At 70.9% G+C, this 20,286-nt stretch carries 20 protein-coding genes and 1 tRNA gene; 8 read left to right on the top strand and 13 right to left on the bottom strand.

What is annotated here, in order from left to right:
* The 5 genes from IEX37_RS09670 to IEX37_RS09650 form a co-directional block, all read right to left on the bottom strand.
* Positions 1-1,014 carry an amidohydrolase family protein gene (locus tag IEX37_RS09670; RefSeq protein ID WP_188756061.1) on the bottom strand — a complete coding sequence of 338 codons (1,014 nt, stop codon included), beginning with the start codon at positions 1,012-1,014 and terminating at the stop codon, positions 1-3.
* 52 nt (positions 1,015-1,066) lie between these two features.
* Positions 1,067-2,170, bottom strand: coding sequence for a zinc-dependent alcohol dehydrogenase (locus IEX37_RS09665; RefSeq protein WP_188756060.1), 1,104 nt, complete (start codon positions 2,168-2,170; stop codon positions 1,067-1,069).
* Between the two features lie 37 nt (positions 2,171-2,207).
* Entirely contained in the window at positions 2,208-3,260 is a 1,053-nt protein-coding gene (locus IEX37_RS09660) for a hypothetical protein (RefSeq protein ID WP_188756059.1), read from the bottom strand.
* Complete coding sequence (locus tag IEX37_RS09655) at positions 3,257-3,808, bottom strand: UGSC family (seleno)protein (protein ID WP_188756058.1); 552 nt, start codon at positions 3,806-3,808, stop codon at positions 3,257-3,259. Before IEX37_RS09655 ends, IEX37_RS09660 begins: the two co-directional genes overlap by 4 nt.
* 83 nt (positions 3,809-3,891) lie before the next feature.
* Positions 3,892-4,128, bottom strand: coding sequence for a hypothetical protein (locus tag IEX37_RS09650; protein ID WP_188756057.1), 237 nt, complete (start codon positions 4,126-4,128; stop codon positions 3,892-3,894).
* A gap of 297 nt (positions 4,129-4,425) precedes the next feature.
* On the opposite strand from IEX37_RS09650, the gene IEX37_RS09645 reads away from it, so the two are divergent.
* On the top strand, positions 4,426-5,250 hold the full coding sequence (locus tag IEX37_RS09645; RefSeq protein WP_188756056.1) for an IclR family transcriptional regulator: 825 nt from the start codon (positions 4,426-4,428) through the stop codon (positions 5,248-5,250).
* Between the two features lie 28 nt (positions 5,251-5,278).
* Here IEX37_RS09645 and aroQ read toward each other — a convergent pair whose 3' ends face one another.
* Positions 5,279-5,716 (bottom strand): type II 3-dehydroquinate dehydratase, encoded by a 438-nt coding sequence (aroQ, locus tag IEX37_RS09640; protein WP_188756055.1) that lies wholly within the window; start codon positions 5,714-5,716, stop codon positions 5,279-5,281.
* Between the two features lie 43 nt (positions 5,717-5,759).
* A complete protein-coding gene (locus IEX37_RS09635) occupies positions 5,760-6,188 on the bottom strand; it encodes an NUDIX hydrolase (protein WP_188756054.1) in 429 nt (142 codons plus the stop codon).
* 127 nt (positions 6,189-6,315) lie between these two features.
* On the opposite strand from IEX37_RS09635, the gene IEX37_RS09630 reads away from it, so the two are divergent.
* From IEX37_RS09630 to IEX37_RS09620, 3 genes are read left to right on the top strand one after another with little or no spacing between them, the layout of a single operon-like run.
* Entirely contained in the window at positions 6,316-8,037 is a 1,722-nt protein-coding gene (locus IEX37_RS09630) for a carbon starvation CstA family protein (RefSeq protein WP_188756053.1), read from the top strand.
* 10 nt (positions 8,038-8,047) lie between these two features.
* Entirely contained in the window at positions 8,048-8,311 is a 264-nt protein-coding gene (locus IEX37_RS09625; RefSeq protein ID WP_188756052.1) for a cory-CC-star protein, read from the top strand.
* Complete coding sequence (locus tag IEX37_RS09620; protein WP_188756051.1) at positions 8,302-9,267, top strand: ArsA family ATPase; 966 nt, start codon at positions 8,302-8,304, stop codon at positions 9,265-9,267. Before IEX37_RS09625 ends, IEX37_RS09620 begins: the two co-directional genes overlap by 10 nt.
* Before the next feature lie 22 nt (positions 9,268-9,289).
* Here the strand turns inward: IEX37_RS09620 and IEX37_RS09615 are convergent, their stop codons facing one another.
* The 3 genes from IEX37_RS09615 to IEX37_RS09605 form a co-directional block, all read right to left on the bottom strand.
* The gene (locus IEX37_RS09615; protein WP_188756050.1) at positions 9,290-9,871 is read right to left on the bottom strand and encodes a hypothetical protein; all 582 of its coding nucleotides are present in this window, start codon (positions 9,869-9,871) and stop codon (positions 9,290-9,292) included.
* 214 nt (positions 9,872-10,085) lie between these two features.
* On the bottom strand, positions 10,086-11,534 hold the full coding sequence (locus IEX37_RS09610) for a threonine/serine exporter family protein (RefSeq protein WP_188756049.1): 1,449 nt from the start codon (positions 11,532-11,534) through the stop codon (positions 10,086-10,088).
* Between the two features lie 71 nt (positions 11,535-11,605).
* Positions 11,606-12,151, bottom strand: coding sequence for a PadR family transcriptional regulator (locus IEX37_RS09605; protein WP_188756048.1), 546 nt, complete (start codon positions 12,149-12,151; stop codon positions 11,606-11,608).
* Between the two features lie 70 nt (positions 12,152-12,221).
* Here IEX37_RS09605 and IEX37_RS09600 point away from each other — a divergent pair, with 70 nt between their 5' ends.
* Complete coding sequence (locus tag IEX37_RS09600) at positions 12,222-13,373, top strand: serine hydrolase domain-containing protein (protein WP_188756047.1); 1,152 nt, start codon at positions 12,222-12,224, stop codon at positions 13,371-13,373.
* Here the strand turns inward: IEX37_RS09600 and IEX37_RS09595 are convergent.
* Positions 13,370-14,236: an LLM class F420-dependent oxidoreductase gene (locus tag IEX37_RS09595; RefSeq protein ID WP_188756046.1), complete on the bottom strand. Its 867-nt coding sequence runs from the start codon at positions 14,234-14,236 to the stop codon at positions 13,370-13,372. The two genes, IEX37_RS09600 and IEX37_RS09595, sit on opposite strands and share 4 nt — an antisense overlap.
* A gap of 176 nt (positions 14,237-14,412) precedes the next feature.
* On the opposite strand from IEX37_RS09595, the gene IEX37_RS09590 reads away from it, so the two are divergent.
* Positions 14,413-14,883 carry a hemerythrin domain-containing protein gene (locus IEX37_RS09590; protein ID WP_188756045.1) on the top strand — a complete coding sequence of 157 codons (471 nt, stop codon included), beginning with the start codon at positions 14,413-14,415 and terminating at the stop codon, positions 14,881-14,883.
* Between the two features lie 73 nt (positions 14,884-14,956).
* On the top strand, positions 14,957-15,229 hold the full coding sequence (locus IEX37_RS09585) for a hypothetical protein (RefSeq protein WP_188756044.1): 273 nt from the start codon (positions 14,957-14,959) through the stop codon (positions 15,227-15,229).
* A 50-nt stretch (positions 15,230-15,279) separates the two neighbouring features.
* Here IEX37_RS09585 and IEX37_RS09580 read toward each other — a convergent pair whose 3' ends face one another.
* Together IEX37_RS09580 and IEX37_RS09575 are read right to left on the bottom strand one after the other, a co-directional pair.
* Positions 15,280-15,819 carry a nuclease-related domain-containing protein gene (locus tag IEX37_RS09580; RefSeq protein ID WP_188756043.1) on the bottom strand — a complete coding sequence of 180 codons (540 nt, stop codon included), beginning with the start codon at positions 15,817-15,819 and terminating at the stop codon, positions 15,280-15,282.
* Between the two features lie 181 nt (positions 15,820-16,000).
* Positions 16,001-16,073 (bottom strand) — tRNA-Ala (locus tag IEX37_RS09575).
* 476 nt (positions 16,074-16,549) lie between these two features.
* On the opposite strand from IEX37_RS09575, the gene IEX37_RS09570 reads away from it, so the two are divergent.
* On the top strand, positions 16,550-20,140 hold the full coding sequence (locus tag IEX37_RS09570; protein ID WP_188756042.1) for a phosphodiester glycosidase family protein: 3,591 nt from the start codon (positions 16,550-16,552) through the stop codon (positions 20,138-20,140).
* Positions 20,141-20,286 lie beyond the last annotated feature (146 nt).

Genomic DNA, 20,286 nt, shown 5'->3' with positions numbered 1-20,286 from the left:
TCAGGCGGACGACGCGGCGACCTCGCGCCCGAGCCACCGGTATGCGTTGCGGGAGGCGATGTCCTGCCATTGGTCGTCGGGCAGCTCGAGCGAGCGGAGCGTGCGCGCGATGGGCTCTTCGCGGAGCATCGCGGGGAAGTCCGAGCCCACGAGGAGACGGTCGGCGCCCAGCAGGTCGACGAGATAGCGGATGGTACGCCGGTCGAACACCATCGAGTCGTAGTAGAAACGGCGGGCGTACTCGAGGGGAGACGGGCCGTCGTCGGGCATCACGGCGCGCTCGGGGTTGGGCGGCTCCTCGTTCCAGGAGCCGCTCCAGAAGTAGTTCGCGCGCGGCAGGGCCATGGCGAATCCGCCGGCGGCGTGGCTGAACGAGACCCTCAGGTCCGGGCACGCCGCGGCCGTGCCTCCCAGGATCAGGGAGGCCGCCGAGTACATCCCCTCGATGCCGACCACATACGTCCCCATGGCACTCGTCGGCAGCCGGTCGGTCGGCGACGGCATGGCGTGCACGAAGATCGCCAGCCCCAGGCGCTCGGCCTCCTGGAAGAACGGCAGGAACGCGGGGTCGCCGATCGACTTCCCGAGGATGTTCGAGGCGATCTCGACCCCCGCCAGCCCCCGGTCGGCAATCGCCTGCAGCTCGGTCGCGGCGGCGTCCGGATCCTGCATGGGCACCATCCCGAGCCCGATCAGCCGGTCGGGGTCGTACGAGCTCATCGTCGCCGCGAAGTCGTTGACGTGCTGAGCGAGCGACAGTCCGTCGGCGGGAGGCAGGTCGTACTTCAGCAGCGGCGGCATCGGACTGACCACCTCGGCGCCCACACCCGAGGCATCCTGCGCCTCGATGCGCCTCTCGGCCTCGAAGAACACGCGCTTGGCGGGGAAGCGCGTCTGGCCGAACACCAGCAGCAGGCCGTCGGACCCCTCGATGGGGTCCATGTGCGGGAAGCACTCGGGGGCGTCCTCGGGGTAGTCCTTGGGCAGGAAGTGGGCATGGGCGTCGACGATCACGGTCTCTCCTCGTTCGGCGGGCCGGGCGGCGGGCGGGTCTCAGGCGGCGATGTCAGGCAGACGGGTGGACGGACACGTGCAGCGCCGAGCGATCGTCGGTCTCGCCCGCGAGGGTCTCGATCGCCAGGCCCACTTCCTCGAGACCGAAGGTATGCGTGTGCAGCTTCTCGAACGGGAACCGGCCGGACTCGAGCAGCTCGATCGCCTTCTTGTTGGCGGCGGCGTCCACGCCGAACGCGCCCTTGACGGTCAGCGCGCGGTTGATGATCAGGTCGGTCACGAGCGGGATCTCGCGGTGTCCCTTCAGGCCCGCGAGCACGACGCGGCCGCCGTGGCGCACCGACTTGAGCGCGTCGGTGACGGGACCGGCCGCCATGGGCGTGAGGTCGAGCGCGACGTCGGCCATGCGTCCGTCCGTGATCTCCTGCACGGCCTCCACCACGTCGCGGCCGTCCTCCCCGTCGACGACGATCGTGTGATCCGCACCGAACTCCCGCGCGACGGCGAGCTTGTGCGCATCGGTCTCGAGCCCGGTCACGATCACGTTCGACGCACCCGCCGCCTTCGCCGCGATCACGGCGGAGATCCCGCGCTGGCCCGCGCCGAGCACGACGAGCGTGTCGCCCAGGCCCACCTCGCCGAGGTCCACGGCCCAGCGCACGCCGGCGCCCAGCGGGTTGTACATGGCGGCGACCTCGACGGGCAGGTCGCGGGAGATCTTGTGCATCACGGTGTTGGGGGAGAGGTACAGGTACTCGGCGAAGCCGCCCCACAGGCTCGGATCGACCTCGATCCCGGTCACGCCGTGCCCGTACTTGCGGAATCGGCACGCCTGGTACCGGCCCATGAGACAGTCCTCGCACGAGCGGCACGGCACGATCACCTCGAGCGCGACGCGATCGCCGACCTGCACGCCCCAGCGCTCGGCCGCGCGCTCGCCGACCTCCTCGATGATGCCCATGGGCTCGTGACCGGGGATGAACGGGTTGGGATTGGACCCCAGGTGCCCCCGGTAGATCTCGACATCGCTGCCGCAGATCCCGTTCGCCTCGACGCGCAGCAAGCCGTCGTCGGCTCCGATCTTCGGCCGCGGGAACTCCCGCATCTCGATCTGCCGGGGGCCGGTCTGCACCGCGGCGCGCACCATCTCGGTCATGTGTCCATCCGTTCTGTCATGAGGCGGTCCTGTCGGGTCAGGCGACCGCGGCGCGTTTCCCCGCGGCGATCGGCACCGATGTCGCCGACCAATCGGCGAAGTAGCGCACCACCATCGAGATCCCGGCGTTGCGGGCACCCGCCACCGCGATGAGCATCGAGGACGCCGCGCCCTGCGGCAGCGTGCGTTGAAACGCGTCGGGGTCGCCGTTTCCGCCGGGGAAGCGCACGCCGCCGTCGGCGTGGTCCTTGCCTGCGGCGGCGAGCTGAGCCGTCGTGCGGCCCGCGTGCTCCGCGAGCCACGCCGCGATCTCGGCGCGTCCGTATCCGGCGTTCGCAAGCAGTTGCGCGTGCTCGGGGCAGAGCACGAGGCCCGCCATGGCGTGCTGGAAGATCCACGCGCCGGATCGGCCGATCGTGTCGGCGAAGTCGCCGAGCAGCTGTTCGGCACTCGCGGTGTGGCGATTGTCGACGTACTCGCTCGTGCGCAGCAGTGTCGTGGTCACGGCGTTGCCCGGCGTGCCCAGCTGCTCCGCGAGCGGCGGCCAGGGACTCTCCTCCTCGTTCTCGCCGAAGCAGATGGCCCAGCGCCCGGGGAGGCCCTGCGTCGCCTGCTCGAGTTCGTGGGGACGCACGCCGAACGCGTTCCGGACGATCAGGCCGACCGCGCGCGGCACGGTCGCGTTGGGGCGGAAGCCCGGCCCGAACACGCCGCCGGCGCTGTTGAAGCCGAGCTCGTGGCGGATGGGGCCGTTCACGACGATGAGCGGTGCGGGCCCGCTCGTCGACTGCCAGCCGCCGCCCTTCGCCGCGCGCTCGCGCATCAGCGCCTCCCAGGCCGCGAGCACGACCGGGAAGTACTCGGGCAGGCATCCCGCCATCGCGGCATTGATGGCGGCCGTGCGCACCGTCACCGATCGGCCGGTCTGCGGCAGCTCTCCGATGACCTGGTCCGCCGGCAGGGGAGAGTGCTCGAGGAAGCGCTCGAGGAGCGGCTCGCTCACGGGCACGAGCGGCAGCCCGTCCGACCAGCCCTGCGCGTACGTGTACTCGATCGCCTCCTGGGCGATGTCCGGGTCGGGGGCGCTCACGCGGCCGCTCCCGTGAGGGTACGCACGATCTCGGGCAGCAGCCGCCGGGCGCGCTCATGCACCTGCTCGGGCTCGAGGACGGCCATCGGGTGCTCCGTGGTGATCCACTCGTAGTCGGGGTCTCCCTGCAGATTCGCCATCGTGCGTCCCGTCGTCGCAAAGGCGTCGGTCAGCACGACCGCGGCCGGCAGGCCCGCACGCTCGAAGTTGATGCCGTCCGCGACGGCCGCCGCGCTGCACGAGCCGCAGTCCCCGACGCCCGTCACCACGACATCCGCCGCCTCCCGGTAGCGCGACACCACGTCGTCGCCGACGGGCACCGCGAAGCTCTGCTTCGTCTGCACGATGCTCACCTCCCGCGCCCCCGCCTCCGCGACCAGCAAGCGGCCGACCTCCTGGAGGAAGGGCAGGGCGTTGTGCTTCGTGTTGTCGAGCAGCCCCACGCGCGCGCCCGTCAGTGGCCGACGGGGAGCCCGCAGGCCCGCCGACGCGTCGGGTCGCTCCTGCGACGGGGGAGCGCCGGTGGGATCGAGGATGGCATTCGGCATCGCGCCTCTCCTTGCTTCTGCGTGGTTCCGCGCGCGGGCGCCGCGCGTGACAGACGTCAGCGCGGTGTCCAGCGTCGGGGCGGTCAGCCCGCGTGGACGTCCACCGGGTAGTTCATCTCGATGCGCTCGGGCTCGACGCCGATCATGGGGGCGAGCATGCGCTTCATGAGGTCCTTCGGCACGAGACAATCGGCGCATGCGTCCGGGCCGGCAGTGATCGTCGCCACCGCTGCATCGTCGTTCACATCGAGCTCGAGGTGGTAGTCGTCGGCCTCCAGAGATCCCCGCAGGGCCTGGATCTGAGCCTCGTCGATCGCCATCGCATTCCTCCACAACACTGTGCCGGCGCGCTCCCGCGCCCCGCCGTGGTCCGAGGCTAACCGCTGGCAGAGTCGCCGGGCGCGCGCTTCCGCAGGATGGAAGGCGCACCCGTGGACCATCCGCAGCGGCGTCCGTTGCGACCGTCGCCGTCAGCGGTCTACTGTGTCGCACAGCGCTGATGGTGCTCATCGCCGCGGGGGAAGCGGGTGCCGTGTGGAAGCCCAACGAGCCACCGCCATCCGCACGACCCGGGCGCCCGGACGACAGAGCCGATCGACAAGGAGGTCTGGTCGACGATGACCATCACCGATCCGATCCCCCGTTCGCCTGCCCGGCCGGCGGCTGCCCCCGACTCCGCCCCCGAGACGCGGCTCACCGCGGCCCAGCGCGTGCTCGCCATCCTCGAGGTGTTCGACCAGGATCACCTCGTCCTGACCCTCAGCGAGATCTCCCGCAGGTCGGGCCTGAGCCTGTCCACCACCCATCGCCTCGTCGGCGAGCTGCGCCAGTGGGGCGCGCTCGAGCGCAGCGAGGACGGGCGCTACGCGATCGGCATGCGCGTGCTGGAGCTCGGCGCACTCGAGCCGCAGGGGCTGCGCCTGCGTAACGTGGCCCTGCCGTTCCTGGGCGACCTGCACGCGGCGGTCGCCGCCGACGTGACGCTGTCGGTGCGCGACGGCAACGACGTCGTGTATGTCGAGTCGCTACGCTCGCGTCGGGGCGCGCCCGTCCTCACGCGGCTCGGCGGCCGGTGGCCGCTGCACGCCACAGGGACGGGACAGGTGCTGCTCGCCCACTCCCCGACCGAGTTCCAGGACGCGATCCTGCGCGGGCCGCTCGAACGCTTCACGCCGAAGACGATCGTGGAGCCGTCGGAGCTGCGACGTATCCTCGCCGAGGTGCGCCGCTCCGGCTACTCCGTCGTCGAGGAGTCGATCACCGCGGGCGCGGTCGCCATCGCGGTGCCGGTGCGCGGACCGCGCGACCGCATCGTCGCAGCGGTCGGCGTCACCATCCGGAAGGGGAGCTGCACGCCCGAATCGGTGCTTCCGCCGCTGTCGATGACCGCCCGGGCGATCTCGCGCGGCCTCGGTGCGCCCTCCTCGCGGGGGAGGGGCTGACGCGCGCGGCCCGGTGCCGCCGCGCCTGTCAGCGCAGCAGCGCGGCGAGGCGGCGGATCGCGAACTCGTAGCCCTGCACGCCCGCGCCGACGATGACGCAGCTGGCGACATCGGAGAGGTACGAGTGGTGCCGGAACGGTTCGCGCGCGTGCACGTTCGACAGGTGCACCTCCGCGAACGGCAGCGCGACCCCCGTGAGCGCGTCGCGCAGCGCCACGGAGGTGTGCGTGAGCCCGCCGGGGTTGATGACGATCCCGTCGCAGTCGCCGCGCGCCTCGTGGATGACGTCGATCAGGGCGCCCTCGTGGTTGCTCTGGAACGCGCGCAGCTCGAAGCCGACCTCGCGGGCGACCGCCGTGGCCATGGCGAACACGTCGTCGAGCGTCTCCGTGCCGTAGATCTCAGGCTCCCGCGTGCCGAGGAGGTTGAGGTTGGGTCCGTTGACGAGCAGCAGGCGGTTGTTCACGTTGACTCCGATGCGTCGAGAGGGTGCGTCGATGGGGGCGCGCTCAGGTCTGCAGTCCGGCCATGCCGAGTGCGATGTCGACGAGGCTCACCCGCTCGATCCCGCGCACCTTCGTCAGCGGGATCCACTCCGCCATATCGCTCGATCCGTCGACCTCGTGCGTGAGCGTCCCGCCGGTCACGGTCGCTCGATACACGATGCGCAGGGCGTGCATGGGCACGGCCGTGTCGCGGCTGATGCGCCTGCGGGCGGGGACGACGTGCGAGTCGATGCCGAGGAGCCCGTCCAGGCGCACCTCGTATCCGGTCTCCTCCCACACCTCGCGGCGCGCGGCGTCCGCGGGATCCTCGCCCGGCTCGAGCCCGCCGCCGGGCATCGACCACGCGGGGGTGCGTCCCTCGATCCAGCGGGAGAGCAGCACGCGCTCCTCGTCGTCGACGATGACGCAGTAGGCCGCCACTCGCATGTCCATGCGGTCAGCCTAGCCACCCCCGCGTGACGCGCCCGCGGCGGTGCGGGCGAGTGCCGGGCGCGATCGCCCATCCTGGGCGTATCCTGAGCGCGCAGCACCTCCGACAACGACGACGGAAGGACTCCCTGTGAACGCTCTCATCCTGCTGGTGATCGGCCTGGCCATGTTCGCGGCCGGTTACCTGCTCTACTCCCGTTTCCTCGGCAGGCGCGTGTTCCAGTTGAACGCGTCCTTCCGCACTCCCGCGCACGAGTTGAGCGACGGCGTCGACTACGTCCCGACCAACAAGTACGTGCTGTGGGGGCACCACTTCACCTCGGTCGCGGGCGCGGCCCCCATCGTCGGGCCGGCGGTCGCCGTCATCTGGGGATGGCTGCCCGCCTTCCTGTGGGTGACGCTGGGCACGGTGTTCTTCGCGGGCATGCACGACCTGGGCGCGCTGTGGGCGTCGCAGCGCAACAAGGGCCGCTCGATGGGCTCCCTCGCCGCGCGCTACATCGGTCGGCGCGGCTCGGCGCTGTTCCTGGTGGTGATCTTCCTCCTGCTGCTCATGGTCAACACGGCCTTCGCGGTGGTCATCAAGGACCTGCTGATCAACACGCCGTCGGCCGTGATCCCCGCCTGGGGCGCGATCCCGGTGGCCCTGCTGGTCGGCGTCGCCGTCTACCGGCTGCGCTGGAACCTCGTCGTCGTGACGGTGCTCGGTGTCGCGGCGCTGTACGCGCTCATCCTGCTGGGCGACGCCGTGCCGATCGTGCTGCCCGAGACCATCCTCGGCGTGTCCCCCGCGACGTTCTGGATCGTGGCGCTGTTCCTGTACGCGGGCATCGCGTCGCTGCTGCCGGTGTGGGTGCTGCTGCAGCCGCGCGACTACATCAACGGCGTGCAGCTGTTCATCGGACTGGGGGTGCTGTTCCTCGGCGTGCTGATCGCCGGTCCCACGCTCGTGGCGCCCGCGATCAACACGGCCCTCCCGGAGGGCACGCCGAGCCTGGTGCCGCTGCTGTTCGTGACGATCGCCTGCGGCGCGATCTCGGGCTTCCACGGCATGGTCGCGTCCGGCACGTCGTCGAAGCAGCTCGACAAGGAGCCGGATGCCCGCTTCGTCGGCTACTTCGGCGCCGTCGGTGAGGGCATGCTCGCCCTGGGATCCATCATCGCGGCGACCGCCGGCTTCCAGACGCTGGCACAGTGGGAGGAGATCTACCACGCGTTCAACCAGGGCGGCGTGGCGGCGTTCGTCGCCGGCGGCGGCAACATCATCAACGCCGGTCTCGGGATCCCCGCGTCCCTCAGCGCGACGATCCTGGCGACCATGGCGGTGCTCTTCGCCGCGACGACCATGGACACGGGCGTGCGTCTGCAGCGCTTCGTGGTGCAGGAGGCGTTCGAGTCGGCGGGCATCAAGCTGAACAAGCTCGTCGCGACCGTGATCGTGCTCGTCGTCGCCGTCAGCCTGACCTTCAGCCAGGGCCTGGACGGGTCGGGCGGCCTCACGATCTGGCCGCTGTTCGGCACGACGAACCAGTTGCTGGCGTCACTGACGCTGATCATCGTGTCGGTCATCCTGATCCGCAAGCGCCGCAACGTGTGGGTGTCTCTGATCCCCCTCGCGTTCGTGTTCGTCATGTCGTTCAGCGCCGCGCTCGTGCAGGTGGGGACGTTCGTCTCGACCGGCAACTGGCTGCTGCTGGTGCTCGACGTGGTGATCATCCTCGCGTCCGTATGGGTCGCCATCGAGGGCGTCACGGCGATGGTCAAGGCCCGCAACGAACCGCAGGAACCGGACGACGCCGACCTGCTCGATCACGTCGCGACCGCGAACGTGCGCACGGCGAGGCGAGAGTGAGCGCGGACGCGTGAGGGTCCCCTCCCGCTGGGCCGCGTTCGTCGCGGGGCTCGACGAGTTCTACGCGGGGCCCTACCGGCGCACCTTCGCGCGGGCCCGGCGGGAAGAGGACGACCACTTCACGCTCGTCGTGTTGGCCGAGGCGCTCGGCGTGCCGGATCCGGCCGCCTATTACACCGTGGAGCTGATGCCCGCGCTCTACGAGGGTTTCCACGACTGGCACCGCCGGATGGGAATGGACCGGTCGCCGCTGGAGCACGTCTCGTGCTGCTAGACGCGCTCGACGCTCGCAGGGTGCTGTTCGTCGGCGGCAAGGGCGGGGTGGGCAAGACGTCCCTCGGGTCGGCGATCGCCCTGGCCCGGGCTCGCGAGGGGGCGCGCGTGCTCGTCGTGTCGACCGATCCGGCGCACAGTCTCGGCCACCTGTGGCAGCAGGCCCTCGGCGACGATCCGTCGCGGCTCGCGACGACGGCGGCCGGCGGAATCGTCGACGGGCTCGAGATCGACCCGGCGCGCACCGTCATGCGGCACCTCGAGGCCGTCGGCGACGCGATGCGGCGCCTGCTGCCCGAGCGTCTGCACGCCGCCGCACGTCGGCACCTCGAGCTCGCGCGCGACGCCCCGGGCACACACGAGTCGGCGGTGCTCGAGCGAGTGGCCGAGACGCTCGAGCACGGGCTGGACCGCTATGACCTCGTCGTGTTCGACACCGCGCCGTCCGGGCACACGCTGCGCCTGCTGAGCCTGCCGGGGGGCCTGGCGTCCTGGACCGAGTCGCTGCTGGCCAACCGCGAGCGATCGGAGGGGTTCGCCGCCGCGATGCGCCGGCTGGGCGGACGCGACGAGCGCGCGCGTGACGCCGAGCTGCGCCGCGTGCTCCTGATCCGCCGGGAGCGCTTCGCGCGCCTGCGCGACGTGCTCGCGAACCCGGAGACCGCGGGGTTCGTGGTGGTCTTCGTCCCCGAGCCGCTGCCCGTGGCAGAGACGCTGGAGATCCTCGATCGACTGCGCGAGCTCGGGATCGCCGTGGTGGCCGCGGTGGCGAACCGTCGATCGCCGGCGGACGCGGGCCGTCTGCTCGCCGGGCGCCGCGCTCGCGAGGAGGCCCTCCTGGCCGATCTCCGTGAGCGGCTGCCGGACGTCCCGCGGGTGGACCTGCCCCTCCTCGAGGGCGCGCTGGTGGGGGAGGAGGCCGTCGGCGCGCTCGCCGACCTCGTCGGCCGCACGTGACGCGGCAGGACCGAGCCCGTCGCTAGCCTCCCCGGAGCCCGACGAGCGCGGCTCGGTCCGTGAAGTACCGGGCGTATACGGCCTCCAGCTCCGGAGGGAAGCCGCCCTCGGGCATGATCTCGGAACCGAGATACGCGAACAGCTCGGTCGGCCGGTTGCCCTCCTTGTCGCCCACCGAGGTCTCGATGCGACCGTGCAGCTCGTCCCCGGGAGGGATCCTCACGACCTCCTCGGCGAGGATCTCGTCGACCCGTTCGCGCACGGGCGGCTCGAGCCGCTCGTAGGCGGCGTGCAGAAGCTCGTGCGCGGCGGTCGTGATGACCGCGTGGCGGTAGCGCGGGTCGTCCGGCCAGAGGATATAGATGCGGTCCAGGTGTCGCGCGTTGCCGGTGGAGAGGAAGCACCCCCCGGCGTGCGGCCCGCACACCTCCGCGATCCCGTCCGCGTCGAGGAGCTCCGGCTGCGCCGCCGTGAAGATCTCGCGTCCCTCCTCCGTGAGGAACATGCTGTCAGCGATGGCGGCGACGTCCGGCTCGAGCGCGGACGCGGTGAACACGTCCTGCAGCGGCGAGGGGAAGTCGATCAGCCCGTCGGCGCGACTCATCAGGAACGGGATGGCCGCCGCCGCGATCGCGAGGAGAAGCAGACCGGACCATCCTGCCCCACGCCTCGGCCGCTCGGACCGCGGCGGAGGCACCAGTCGCAGGTGCCTCCGCGACCGGCGCCGCGGGATGGCTGCACGCACACCGGTAGCCTGCCGCATGCGACCTCCTGCCGCCACCTCGATCCGCCGTCAGACGGGAGCGACGGGATCGAACTCAGTCCCGCCGCTCGGCGCGGACGATGACGTTCGCGCCGCCCGCCGTCGGCCGGCCGACGGCGGCGCGGATCGAGCGGAGACCGCCGATCGTGCGCCCGAGCGGGGAGCCGATGAACAGGCCCAGCGTCGCTCCTGCCGCGAGCGCGATCCCGACCATGCCGGCCGTGATGAGGGAGGACGTCGCGAACAGGATGTGCTCGGTCTCGCCCCCCGCCTCGACCAGCCCGAGGAGCCCGCGGAAGACCGCGGCCCCCGGCACGAGCGGGAGGATCGCGGCGGTCGTGACGGCGACGGAGGGAACGTGCAGCCGCTGCGCGATGATCGCGCCGACCACGCTCGCGACCAGCGCGCCCGCGAAGCTCGCCGGGGCCTGATCGAGGCCGGTCGCGCTCGTCCCCGCGAACCCCGCCCACGCGATGATCCCGAGCAGGGCGCTCACGACGATGATGCGCAACCCGGCCCCGTTGAAGACGGCCACGGCGACGGCCACCAGCACGGCACCCGCGAACTGGGCCGCCACGGGCCCGAGGGGGAGGGGCTCGCTGGGCGGCTGCATGCCGACACCGAGCGCGCGCGCGAGCTCGAGCCCGACCAGGATGCCGAGCACCACGCCGAGCGTCTGCAGCGTCAGCTCGAGGATGCGCCCTCCGGCCGTGAGCGAGAAGCCGTCGATGGCGTCCTGCGCGGCGCCGACGACGGCCAGACCCGCGAGCATCAGGACGATGCCGGACGACACGACGATCGACGCGCGCACGTCGACGAACGGCTCGATCCCCGCGCGCGCGAGCATCGCCGTCAGCACCGTGACGGCCGTCAGCACGAACGCGCCGGCGATCTGGCTGAAGAACAGGGGAACCTGCAACCGGGCCAGGCCGGCCTGCGTCAGCGCCACGCCGAGCGCCGCGAAGAACGTCACGGCCAGAATCGCCCACGACGCGCCGAACATGACCCCCACGCCCACCGCCAGCAGCGCCTGGGAAAGGACCACGACCAGGGGCCGGTAGCGGAACGGCGTGCGCCGGACATGGTGGAACCGCGCACGCGCCTCCTCGAGGTCCAGGCCCGACTCGATGTCGCGCACGAGCGCCTGCAGCCGCTGCAGCTTCGAGTGGTCGGGCACGGCGGAGCGCACGACGCGCATCAGTGTGATGGGCCACTCGTCGCCGTGCCGGTGGTCCGACACCGTCACCGAGTTGAACGTCACGTCGACGTGCACGCTGACGATCCCGTACGCACGGGTGATCCGCAGCGCGGCGAGGACGACCTCCTTCGCGGACGCGCCGACCGAGAGCATGACCTCGGCGACGCGCATCGCCAGGTCGATCACCCGGACCGCGGTCGCGTCGTCGATGACGGGCAGCGCCTGGGTGGCGGTGCGCTGCGAGGCGTCCGCGTGGATCGCCCTGCGCACGGTCTCGATCATCCGCCGACCACGCTCGCGAACCATGCGTCCATCCTCCCCGACGCCGCTGGAGATCTCATCCCCGCTCGCGCGGCATTTCCGCACGGTCGGGCGGATCAGGCGGGGCGCGTCTCCCGCTCGACACGGTCGGCGAGCTCGGAGATCCAGGCAAGCGCGTGGCGCCCCGAGGCGATCCCGTAGTCGAGCGTCGCCCTCTGGTAGGTCGCGACATCGCGGAACTCAGGAGGAACATCCACCGCATCCAGGTTCCGCTCCACCGCCGTGAGAGCCTCGAGGTCAGCGGCCGCGCGCCGCTGGATGCGCCGGAGCACCGGGGCGCGCTCGGGCGGCTCCAGCAACCCCAGGAAGAAGAGCCGGGGAAGCGCGGCCGTCTCCAAGTGGGTCCCTGCGAGCTCACCGGTCATCCAGGTGCGGAACTCGCGAGCGCCGGCAGCAGTAGCGCGGTACACCTTCCTTCCGCGGCCGCCGGGCTCGACGCTCGCGACCTCGATCCATTCCTTCTCCAGGAGGGAGTCGAGAGCGCGCTTGATGCTGCCGGTGCTGGCGCTGTACACCAGCGCGACGCCCGCCTCGAAGCTCTTCACGAGGTCGTAGAGGCTCTGCGGCGCGAGCAGCAGCAGGCCCAGGATGACGTGTCCCACGCCGGAAGCCTAGCGAGCGCGGATCCTAAGATATCTAGTAGACATATCTATGAGACATATAGGAGGCCGCATGAGCACATCCGTCCGCGTAGCGAAAAGCACCGACGCCGTCCCCGAGCGCGTGCACGCGCAGCTGCGGAACCTCGTCGAGGGGCTCGCGTCCCGCCGGCGGCTGCACCACGTGAACCTGGCCGTGGCCTCCGCGGACGGAGGCGCGCACTGGGCGGGAGCTGCCGGCCCGGAGCGGGGCACCGGGCCGGCCGTCGACCCGGAGGCCCCCTTCTTCATCGCCTCCATCACGAAGCGCTTCATCGCCGCCCTCGTCCTGCAGGCGCACGAGCGAGGAGAGCTCGACCTTGACGCGTCCGTGTCAGCCTGCCTTCCGGCGTCCGTCACGACGGGGCTGCACGTCAGAGGGGGTGTGGACCGCACGCCCCAGATCACGATCCGCCACCTCGCCAGCCACACCTCGGGCCTGCCCGACTTCTTCGAGCGACGCCGCGGCGGGACGAGCCTGTACCGACGCCTTCGGGCCGGGCAGGACACGTCGTGGAGCTTCGAGGACGTCGTCGAGATCACTCGCACGCAGCAGCGCCCCCACTTCGATCCGCAGGACCTCGCCGCCCGCTCGCAACTCGCGCGCTATTCGGACACCGGCTTCCAGCTCCTGATCCGCATCCTCGAGGAGGCCACCTCGACTCCGTTCCCGACGCTGATCGCGGACCGTATCGCCTCCCCCCTCGGGCTGACCCGCACGTGGCATCCCGCGAGCGAGCCACCGGCCGGAGCCGCGCCGGCCCTGCCGCTTCATGCCGGGCGACGGCCCGTCGCTGTGGACGGGGTCATCGCCTCCAGCAACGACCTGTTCAGCACCACCCGTGATCTCCTCGCCTTCGAGCGCGCGCTCGTGGCCGGCACTCCCTTCCGCGACCCCGCCACGCGGCACCTGCTCACGGAACGCCGCAACCGGCTGCGCAACATCCCGGTGCTCCGCTACGGGCTCGGCACCATGACGTTCTCGGTGAATCGTCTCGCCGCGCCGGGGCGCGAACCGCTTACGCTCGTCGGACACTCCGGCTCCACCGGCACCTGGCTGTTCACCTGCCCGGAGCTGGGCGTCCACGTGGCGGGCACGGTCGATCAGACGCAGGCGCAGAGCCTGCCGTTCCGCGTGATGGTCCGGTGCCTGCGGATTTGGGCGGGGGGCGTCGGTCCGAGCTAGAGCTTGGCGAGTCTCGGCAGGACCTCCTCGGCGAGCCGCTCGACCGCTCCGGCCGGGTCCTCCGGGCGGTTGCCGAGGACGACCTGCGTGATGCCCAGTCGCGCCAGGCGCTCCATCCGGCCGAGGAACTCCGGGGCGAACGGATCCGCCCCGGACGCGATCACGGTCTTCTCGATCGCGTCGTAGTCGGTGCCGAGCCGGTCGCAGTGCCCACGGAGCACGTCGAGCAGATGGGCGACCTCGTCGGGCTCGGACGACGTGAGGTTCACGATCTGGGCGTACTGGGCCGCGATGCGGAGCGTCTTGCGCTCACCCTTGCCCCCGATCATGATCGGCGGGTGCGGTCGCTGGATGGGCTGCGGGCTGTTGAGCGTCTCGGCAAGCGCATAGTGTCTTCCCTCGTACGGCCCGTCGTCGTCGCTCCACATCTGCAGCGCGATCTGGAGCGCCTCCTCGAGGCGCTCGAACCGCTCGGAGATCGCCGGATACGGAACACCGAGCGCGTGGTGCTCGCGCTCGTACCACGCGGCGCCGATGCCCAGCATGGCGCGCCCGGAGCTGAGCACGTCGAGCGTCGTGACCGTCTTGGCGAGCAAGCCCGGGTAGCGGTAGGTCACGCCCGTCACCAGGGGTCCGATGCGCATCCGCTCGGTCGCCGCGGCGAGGAACCCGAGCGTCGTGTACGCCTCGAGCATGGGCTCGGACGCGGGGGCCACGCGCTCCATCTGGAACCAGTGGTCCATCACGGTGAACTGGCTGAACCCGCCCTGCTCCGCGACGCGCGCCGCGTTGATCAGGACGGAGGGAATCGTGTCGGGCGCGCCCGGCACGGAGAAGTTCCAGAAGTGGTAGCCCGCCTGCATGCGGTCAGCCTAAACCCGCCGAGCTGCCACGGACAGGGGCGGATTCCGGTCGCGGCGAGGACGAGAGCGCGCTGCTACGATCGCCCCAGCGTCGCGTGCTGGTGGCAGGCCGTGCCAGGCATGGAGGCGCCGGACCGAAGGAGTGACGATGACATCGTTCGCGCCTTCGCCCTCCCGTGACTGAGGGCGAGAAGGCCAGGCTGGTCGCCTGGAGCACCGAGATGCGCCGTGTCCACGACCGGCTGCGAGAAGCGCTGCGCGTGACGCGGGAAGCGATCTCGCGCGGGAGCCCGACGGAGCCCGCCACACGTGATCTGCTGCTGTACTGCCATGGGTTCTGCGCGGCGCTCACCGGACACCACGTCGGCGAGGACCGGCAGCTCTTCCCCGAGATCGCCGCACGGCATCCGGAGCTGGGGGACACGCTGCGGTACCTGATGCAGGACCATTCGATGATCGCGCATCTCGTGCAGGGCTTGCAGGCGGTCATCGACCGTGGCGGGAGTCCTGCCGAGCTCGACCGCCACCTGGAGGGCATCGCGGCCATCATGGAGTCCCACTTCCGCTACGAGGAACGTCAGCTCATGGGCGTGCTGCAGCAGTTGCGTCTGGCGAGGGATCCCCGGGAGGTGCTTGGCCCACTGTGAGGCCTCCGCGGCTCGCGAGATCGTAATGTGGAGATATGGGCACCGACGGTGAATCGGCTCGACGGGTGCGATCATGAGCGACGAGCAGCAGCAGAACGAGGAGAGCCGCGGCGGCGGCGTTGTCGCGTCCCTCATCTTCGTTCTCATCGGCGCCCCCGTGATCTACGCCGCGGCCACCGCCGACCTCGCGTCGTGGTCGCAGTTCGCGATCGCCCGGCACATCGTCCCGATCCCCGTCAACGAGACGACCTTCCCGTGGATACGCGCCTTCGTCGCGGTCGGCGGAGCTGTGCCCATCCTGATCGGGCTCAACGGGCTGGTCGGCGCCATCCGGAAACGGCGGTAAGCGACCCCGGCCGGCGCGACCGACCGGCTCGATCTCGCCGGCGCCGCCACCTAAGCCGGCGGAAAGGCGACGGCGAGCGCCCGGGCCAGGTCCTCCGGATCCAGGCTGCCGTCGCCCGCGGTGACGAACTCTTTGCGCAGCCGCTTGGGCCAGACCACGCGGATGCCGCGGATCGTCAGGTCCCCGGCGATGAGAGGCCAGTCACCTTCCACGAAGCACAGCACGCCCCGCACCGGCACTGCCTCGCCGACCGCCTCCTGAACGACGTCCACCTGACGCGCGACGCCGTCGATCAGCGCGTCCTTCTTGCGCCCTCCGACCTTCAAGCGCGTCGTGCCGCCGAACCCCAGGAATCCGCCCTCCGTGTAGGCTTCGGGTCGCTTGCCGCGGTATCGCTTCGCGTCGATGACCCACACGCCCGCCGTCGTCACGGCCAGGTGGTCGATGTTCGCACGCGAGCCCGGGATCCGCCTGTCGTGCAGGGCGATCACGCCGAGGTCGGCGAGCCCGTCGAGCTGGGCCCCCACCACGGTCTCCCCGACGGCGCCGGCCGACCAGGCCTGCGTGCTCTGCCGTGCGGCGTCATCCACGGCAACCGCCGCGACGACCCTTCCGATGCGGCCCCCGCCGAATTTCGCGCGAATGCGCTCGCGTTCGGCTTCAACCGCCGCCTCGTCGCGCGCTCTCCGACGTTCATACTCGCGCTGTGCCGATGCCCCTGCTGTTCCGCGATCCACAGGGTCAGCATGCTCGAATCCGGATCACAGGATGTGGAGCCTAGGAGAATCGAACTCCTGACATCCTGCTTGCAAAGCAGGCGCTCTACCAACTGAGCTAAGGCCCCGAAACGCGCCGACCGGCGCAGGAGACGGACGCCGGAAACCGGGCGAAGTCTCGGGAGAACCCCCGTTTCCCGGGGATGCTGCGTTCCGCGACCGTGGCGCGGGACTGACCCATCCTAACAGACCGGTGACCGCGCACCCCGGGGGCGGCCCAGGCAGGCGCGGGGCGACACCTCGCGCCGCGCGGACGGCGGGACCACGTCCGCGGCCCGAAACATCCCGTTCAACGCCCGACCACCTTCAGGCTGTCCCGCGTTCACTCCCCGCTGGGAGCGTCGCGACGGGTAGCCCGGCCCACGATCCGGCGTGCCCGTCGATACGAAACGCATGTGAAAGGTAGACGATGTCCCGCAGAGAAGCAGTGTTGCGGCCACGGTTAGCGGTCCCCGCCGCTACCGTGTTCGCGCTCGCGATCGGTCTGATCGCGCTCCCCCCGACCCCCGCCCACGCGGCAGCAACCCCGATCACGGTCGATGGCATGAACATCGACTCGGGCGGGGCTGCCGTCGTCAACGACGTGCAGCGCACGGAGATCGCTCCCGGGCTGATCCACGTGTCGTACGACCGTCTGGACGCAGACGGCTGGCAGCAGGTCAATGTGCTGAAGGCAGAGCTGTCCGACGAGACGGTGAAGATGAAGTACCTCTCGCCGGAGACGGTGTCCGGCGAGGGTGCCACGGTGACCGAGATGGTGGAGAGGGCACGGGCCGTCGCGGGCGTCAACCTCGACCGCTTCGACATCAACAACTCCTGGGCCGCCGCAGGCTGGGGTATCAGCAACGGCGAGATCATCAAGTCCGGCAACCCGGATGCCGCCGCGAGCGTCGGCATGACGAACGACGGCCTCGGCGCCCTGGTCGACCTGGTCCTCCAGGGCTCGGTCGTCTTCGCCGACGACACCTCGGTCGCCATCACCGGCATCAACGTGACCTCGCTGGCCAACAACGGTGTCGCGCTGTACAACTCCCAGTGGGGCACGTTCAGCCGCGCCCGCGCTCTGTCGAGCGCCTCCGCCGGCATCGAGGTCTGGATCGACGCCGACGGCGTCGTTCAGGCCGTCAACACCACGGTCGGCGAGGGAGAGATCCCCGAGGGCACCCAGATCCTCGTGGCCGCCAACGGCAGCGCGGCGGCGAACCGCCTGCAGCAGCTGCAGCCGGGCGACACCGCGACCGTCAGCTACTCGGTCCGCGACGATGCGCTGGGCATCCAGGAGGCCGGCGGCGCCTGGCACCGCCTCCTCCGCGACGGCCAGGTCGTCAACAACGGCAACGGCAGCCACTTCACCACGCGTCACCCACGCACGATGATCGGCTTCAGCGAGGACCGCCGCACGGCGTTCTTCGTGACGGTCGACGGCCGGATCCACACCGCTTCGGGCATGCTCTTCACCCAGATGAGCGCACTCATGCGCGACCTCGGTGCGCACGACGCGATCAGCGCCGACGGCGGTGGCTCCACGCAGATGAACGCGCGCCTCCCCGGCGCCCTCGGCACGTCGATCCTGAACACGCCGGCCGACGGAGTCGAGCGGCGCGACGGCAACGGCATGGGCCTCACCCTCGCCCGCCCGGGCTCCGGCGAGCTCCGCGACATCGTGATCGCTCCCGCCTCGGCGGACAAGGACGCGCGCCGGGTCTTCCCGGGCCTGCACCGCACGCTCGTCGGCACGGGCGTTGACGAGACCCTCACGCGTGTCGAGGGTCACACGTTCGCCTGGTCGAACACGGAGGGCCGCGTCACCACCGCGCCCGTCGACGAGACCCGCGTCCACGTCGTCGGCCAGCAGCGCGGCACCACCACGGTCGCGGCGGCCACCGGTGACGTGCGCGCTGAGACCGAGCTCGTCGTCCTCGGCGACCTGCAGCGCCTCACCGCCTCCTCCTCGGTCCTGTCGCTCTCGGGCCCCGAGGACTCCGCCACGATCTCGCTGACGGGTCACGACGCCAACGGCTTCCAGGCCCCGGTCGAGCCGGTCGACGTGACGATCACCGGGAACGACGCCGGCGTGCTGGCGGTCACTGACGCCGGCGACGGCACCTTCGAGCTGCGGCCGGCGGTCGCCTCCGGTGGTGTCACCCTCACGTTCTCGGTCGGCGACGCTTCCGTGCAGGTCGCGGTGACGGTCGGCATCGAGGAGCGGGTCATCTACAACATGGACAACATGGTCGCCGATGGCTGGCGCACGACGGGCTCGCGCGCCACGTCGAGCGTCGTCCCGGGCGAGGGCTACGACGGCGGCACCGCGGTGCACATGACGTACGACTTCTCGCAGTCGACGGCCAACCGCACGGCCAACTCGCGTCCCGGCGTGGGTCACCCCGGCTACCCCGTTCCCGGCCAGCCCCGCACGATCAAGGTCTGGGTGAAGGGCACGACCACGCAGGGCTCGAACCCCGAGACCTACATCGGCTACTCGGACGCGAACGGCACCTGGCAGTACTCGTACTCGGCGGCGCCGCAGGGCACCGACTGGCAGCAGATCTCGTACGCGATCCCCGCCGGCACGGCCTACCCGATCCGACTGCAGATGATCAGTGCCTACGAGACCCGCGCAGCCAACCAGGCCCGCGGCGAAATGTGGTTCGACGACCCGGTCGCCGAGGTCGCCCCCGAGGTGGAGCTCCCCATCGCGCCGATCGTGACCGACGACACCATCGTCGGCGCGGGCGCGACGGACGACTCGACCCTCCGCATCGCGGTGGTTTCGGACGCGCAGTTCGTGGCCCGCAACCCCAACAGCGGTGAGGCGCAGGGTGCGCGCGAGGCGTTCCGCGAGGTCATGGCCGCTCAGCCCGACGCGCTGTTCATCAACGGCGACCTGGTCGACGAGGCGGCGGTCGAGGACTTCGCGCTCGCCCAGCGGATCATCGACGAGGAGCTCGGCGACGCCGACTTCCCGTGGGTGTACGTCCCCGGCAACCACGAGATCATGGGCGGTCCGATCTCGAACTTCAAGGACGCCTTCGGCGACACGTTCACCTCGACCGACATCAAGGGAACGCGCTTCATCACGCTGAACACGGCCACGGGCGACCTGAGCACGGACTTCGCCCAGCTGCCGTTCCTGCGTGACCAGCTGGACGACGCCGCGTCGAACGACGCGATCACGGGCGTCGTCATCCTGCAGCACATGCCGATCGACGACCCGCTCGTGTCGAAGTTCAGCCAGCTGAGCGACCGTCGTGACGCGGCCCTGCAGCAGGACTGGATCGAGAAGTTCCGCGAGACGTCCGGCAAGTCGATCGCGCTCGTCGGTTCGCACGTCGGCATCTTCCACGCCGCGACCGAGGACAACATCCCGTATGTCCTCAGCGGCAACTCGGGCAAGTCGCCGACGCGCTCGGACTTCGGCTCGTTCACCGGATGGATGATGCTCGGCATCGAACCGGAGGCCGGCGACTGGCGTAAGGGCGGCAAGGACATCGCCGACGACAACCCGGAGTGGTTCACGACCGAGACGATGACCCGCGTCGACGAGGTCTCGATCACCACGCCGGAGCCGTACCTGGAGCTCGGGAGCACGGTCGACCTCGCCCCGAGCATCCGTCAGGACGGCACCCGTCGCGTCGCCGTCGCCTGGCCGATGAGCTACACGTGGCTCGGCGGCACCGGCGTGCACGTCGGCGACGTCGCGGACGCCCCCGAGGACGCCGTCGCCGCCATCGACCCGGTGACGCACCGCCTCACGGCGCTGCGCGACGGTGCCGGTGAGGCGATGCTCACGGTCAACGGCGTCACGGAGACGGTCTCCTTCACGCTGGGTGAGGAGCCGCGCGTGCTCGACGTGTCGGTCTCGGCGAGCACGCGCAAGCTCGCCGGCATGCAGTACGTCAACGTCTCCACCGTCAACAACGACGAGGTCCCGGTGAACATCACCATCGAGACCGAGTTCGGCTCGAAGACGTTCACGGCCGTGCAGCCCGGCAAGGCGGCGAACGTGTCGATCAACTCCCGTTCCGCGTCGATCGGCGCGGGCGAGGTCACCGTCACGGCGGTCGGCCACGTCGACGACGAGGAGATCACCACCATCCGGACGGCTCAGTACGCGGCCACTCCCGCGTCCTGATCCGGCCATCCGGGGCCCGCGCGTTCCGCGCGGGCCCCGGACCCGTTTCCGCAGGCAGTCACGAACCCCCGCGCGGTCGCCGAAGAGGGGCCGACGCGGCGCACGAACGATGCGTCCAGCGCGGCGCTCTTCGATCGAAGACGAGA

The sequence above is a fragment of the Microbacterium album genome (genome assembly GCF_014643695.1).
In the GTDB taxonomy this organism is placed as follows: domain Bacteria; phylum Actinomycetota; class Actinomycetes; order Actinomycetales; family Microbacteriaceae; genus Microbacterium; species Microbacterium album.
This window is presented reverse-complemented; position numbering and strand designations above follow the sequence as displayed.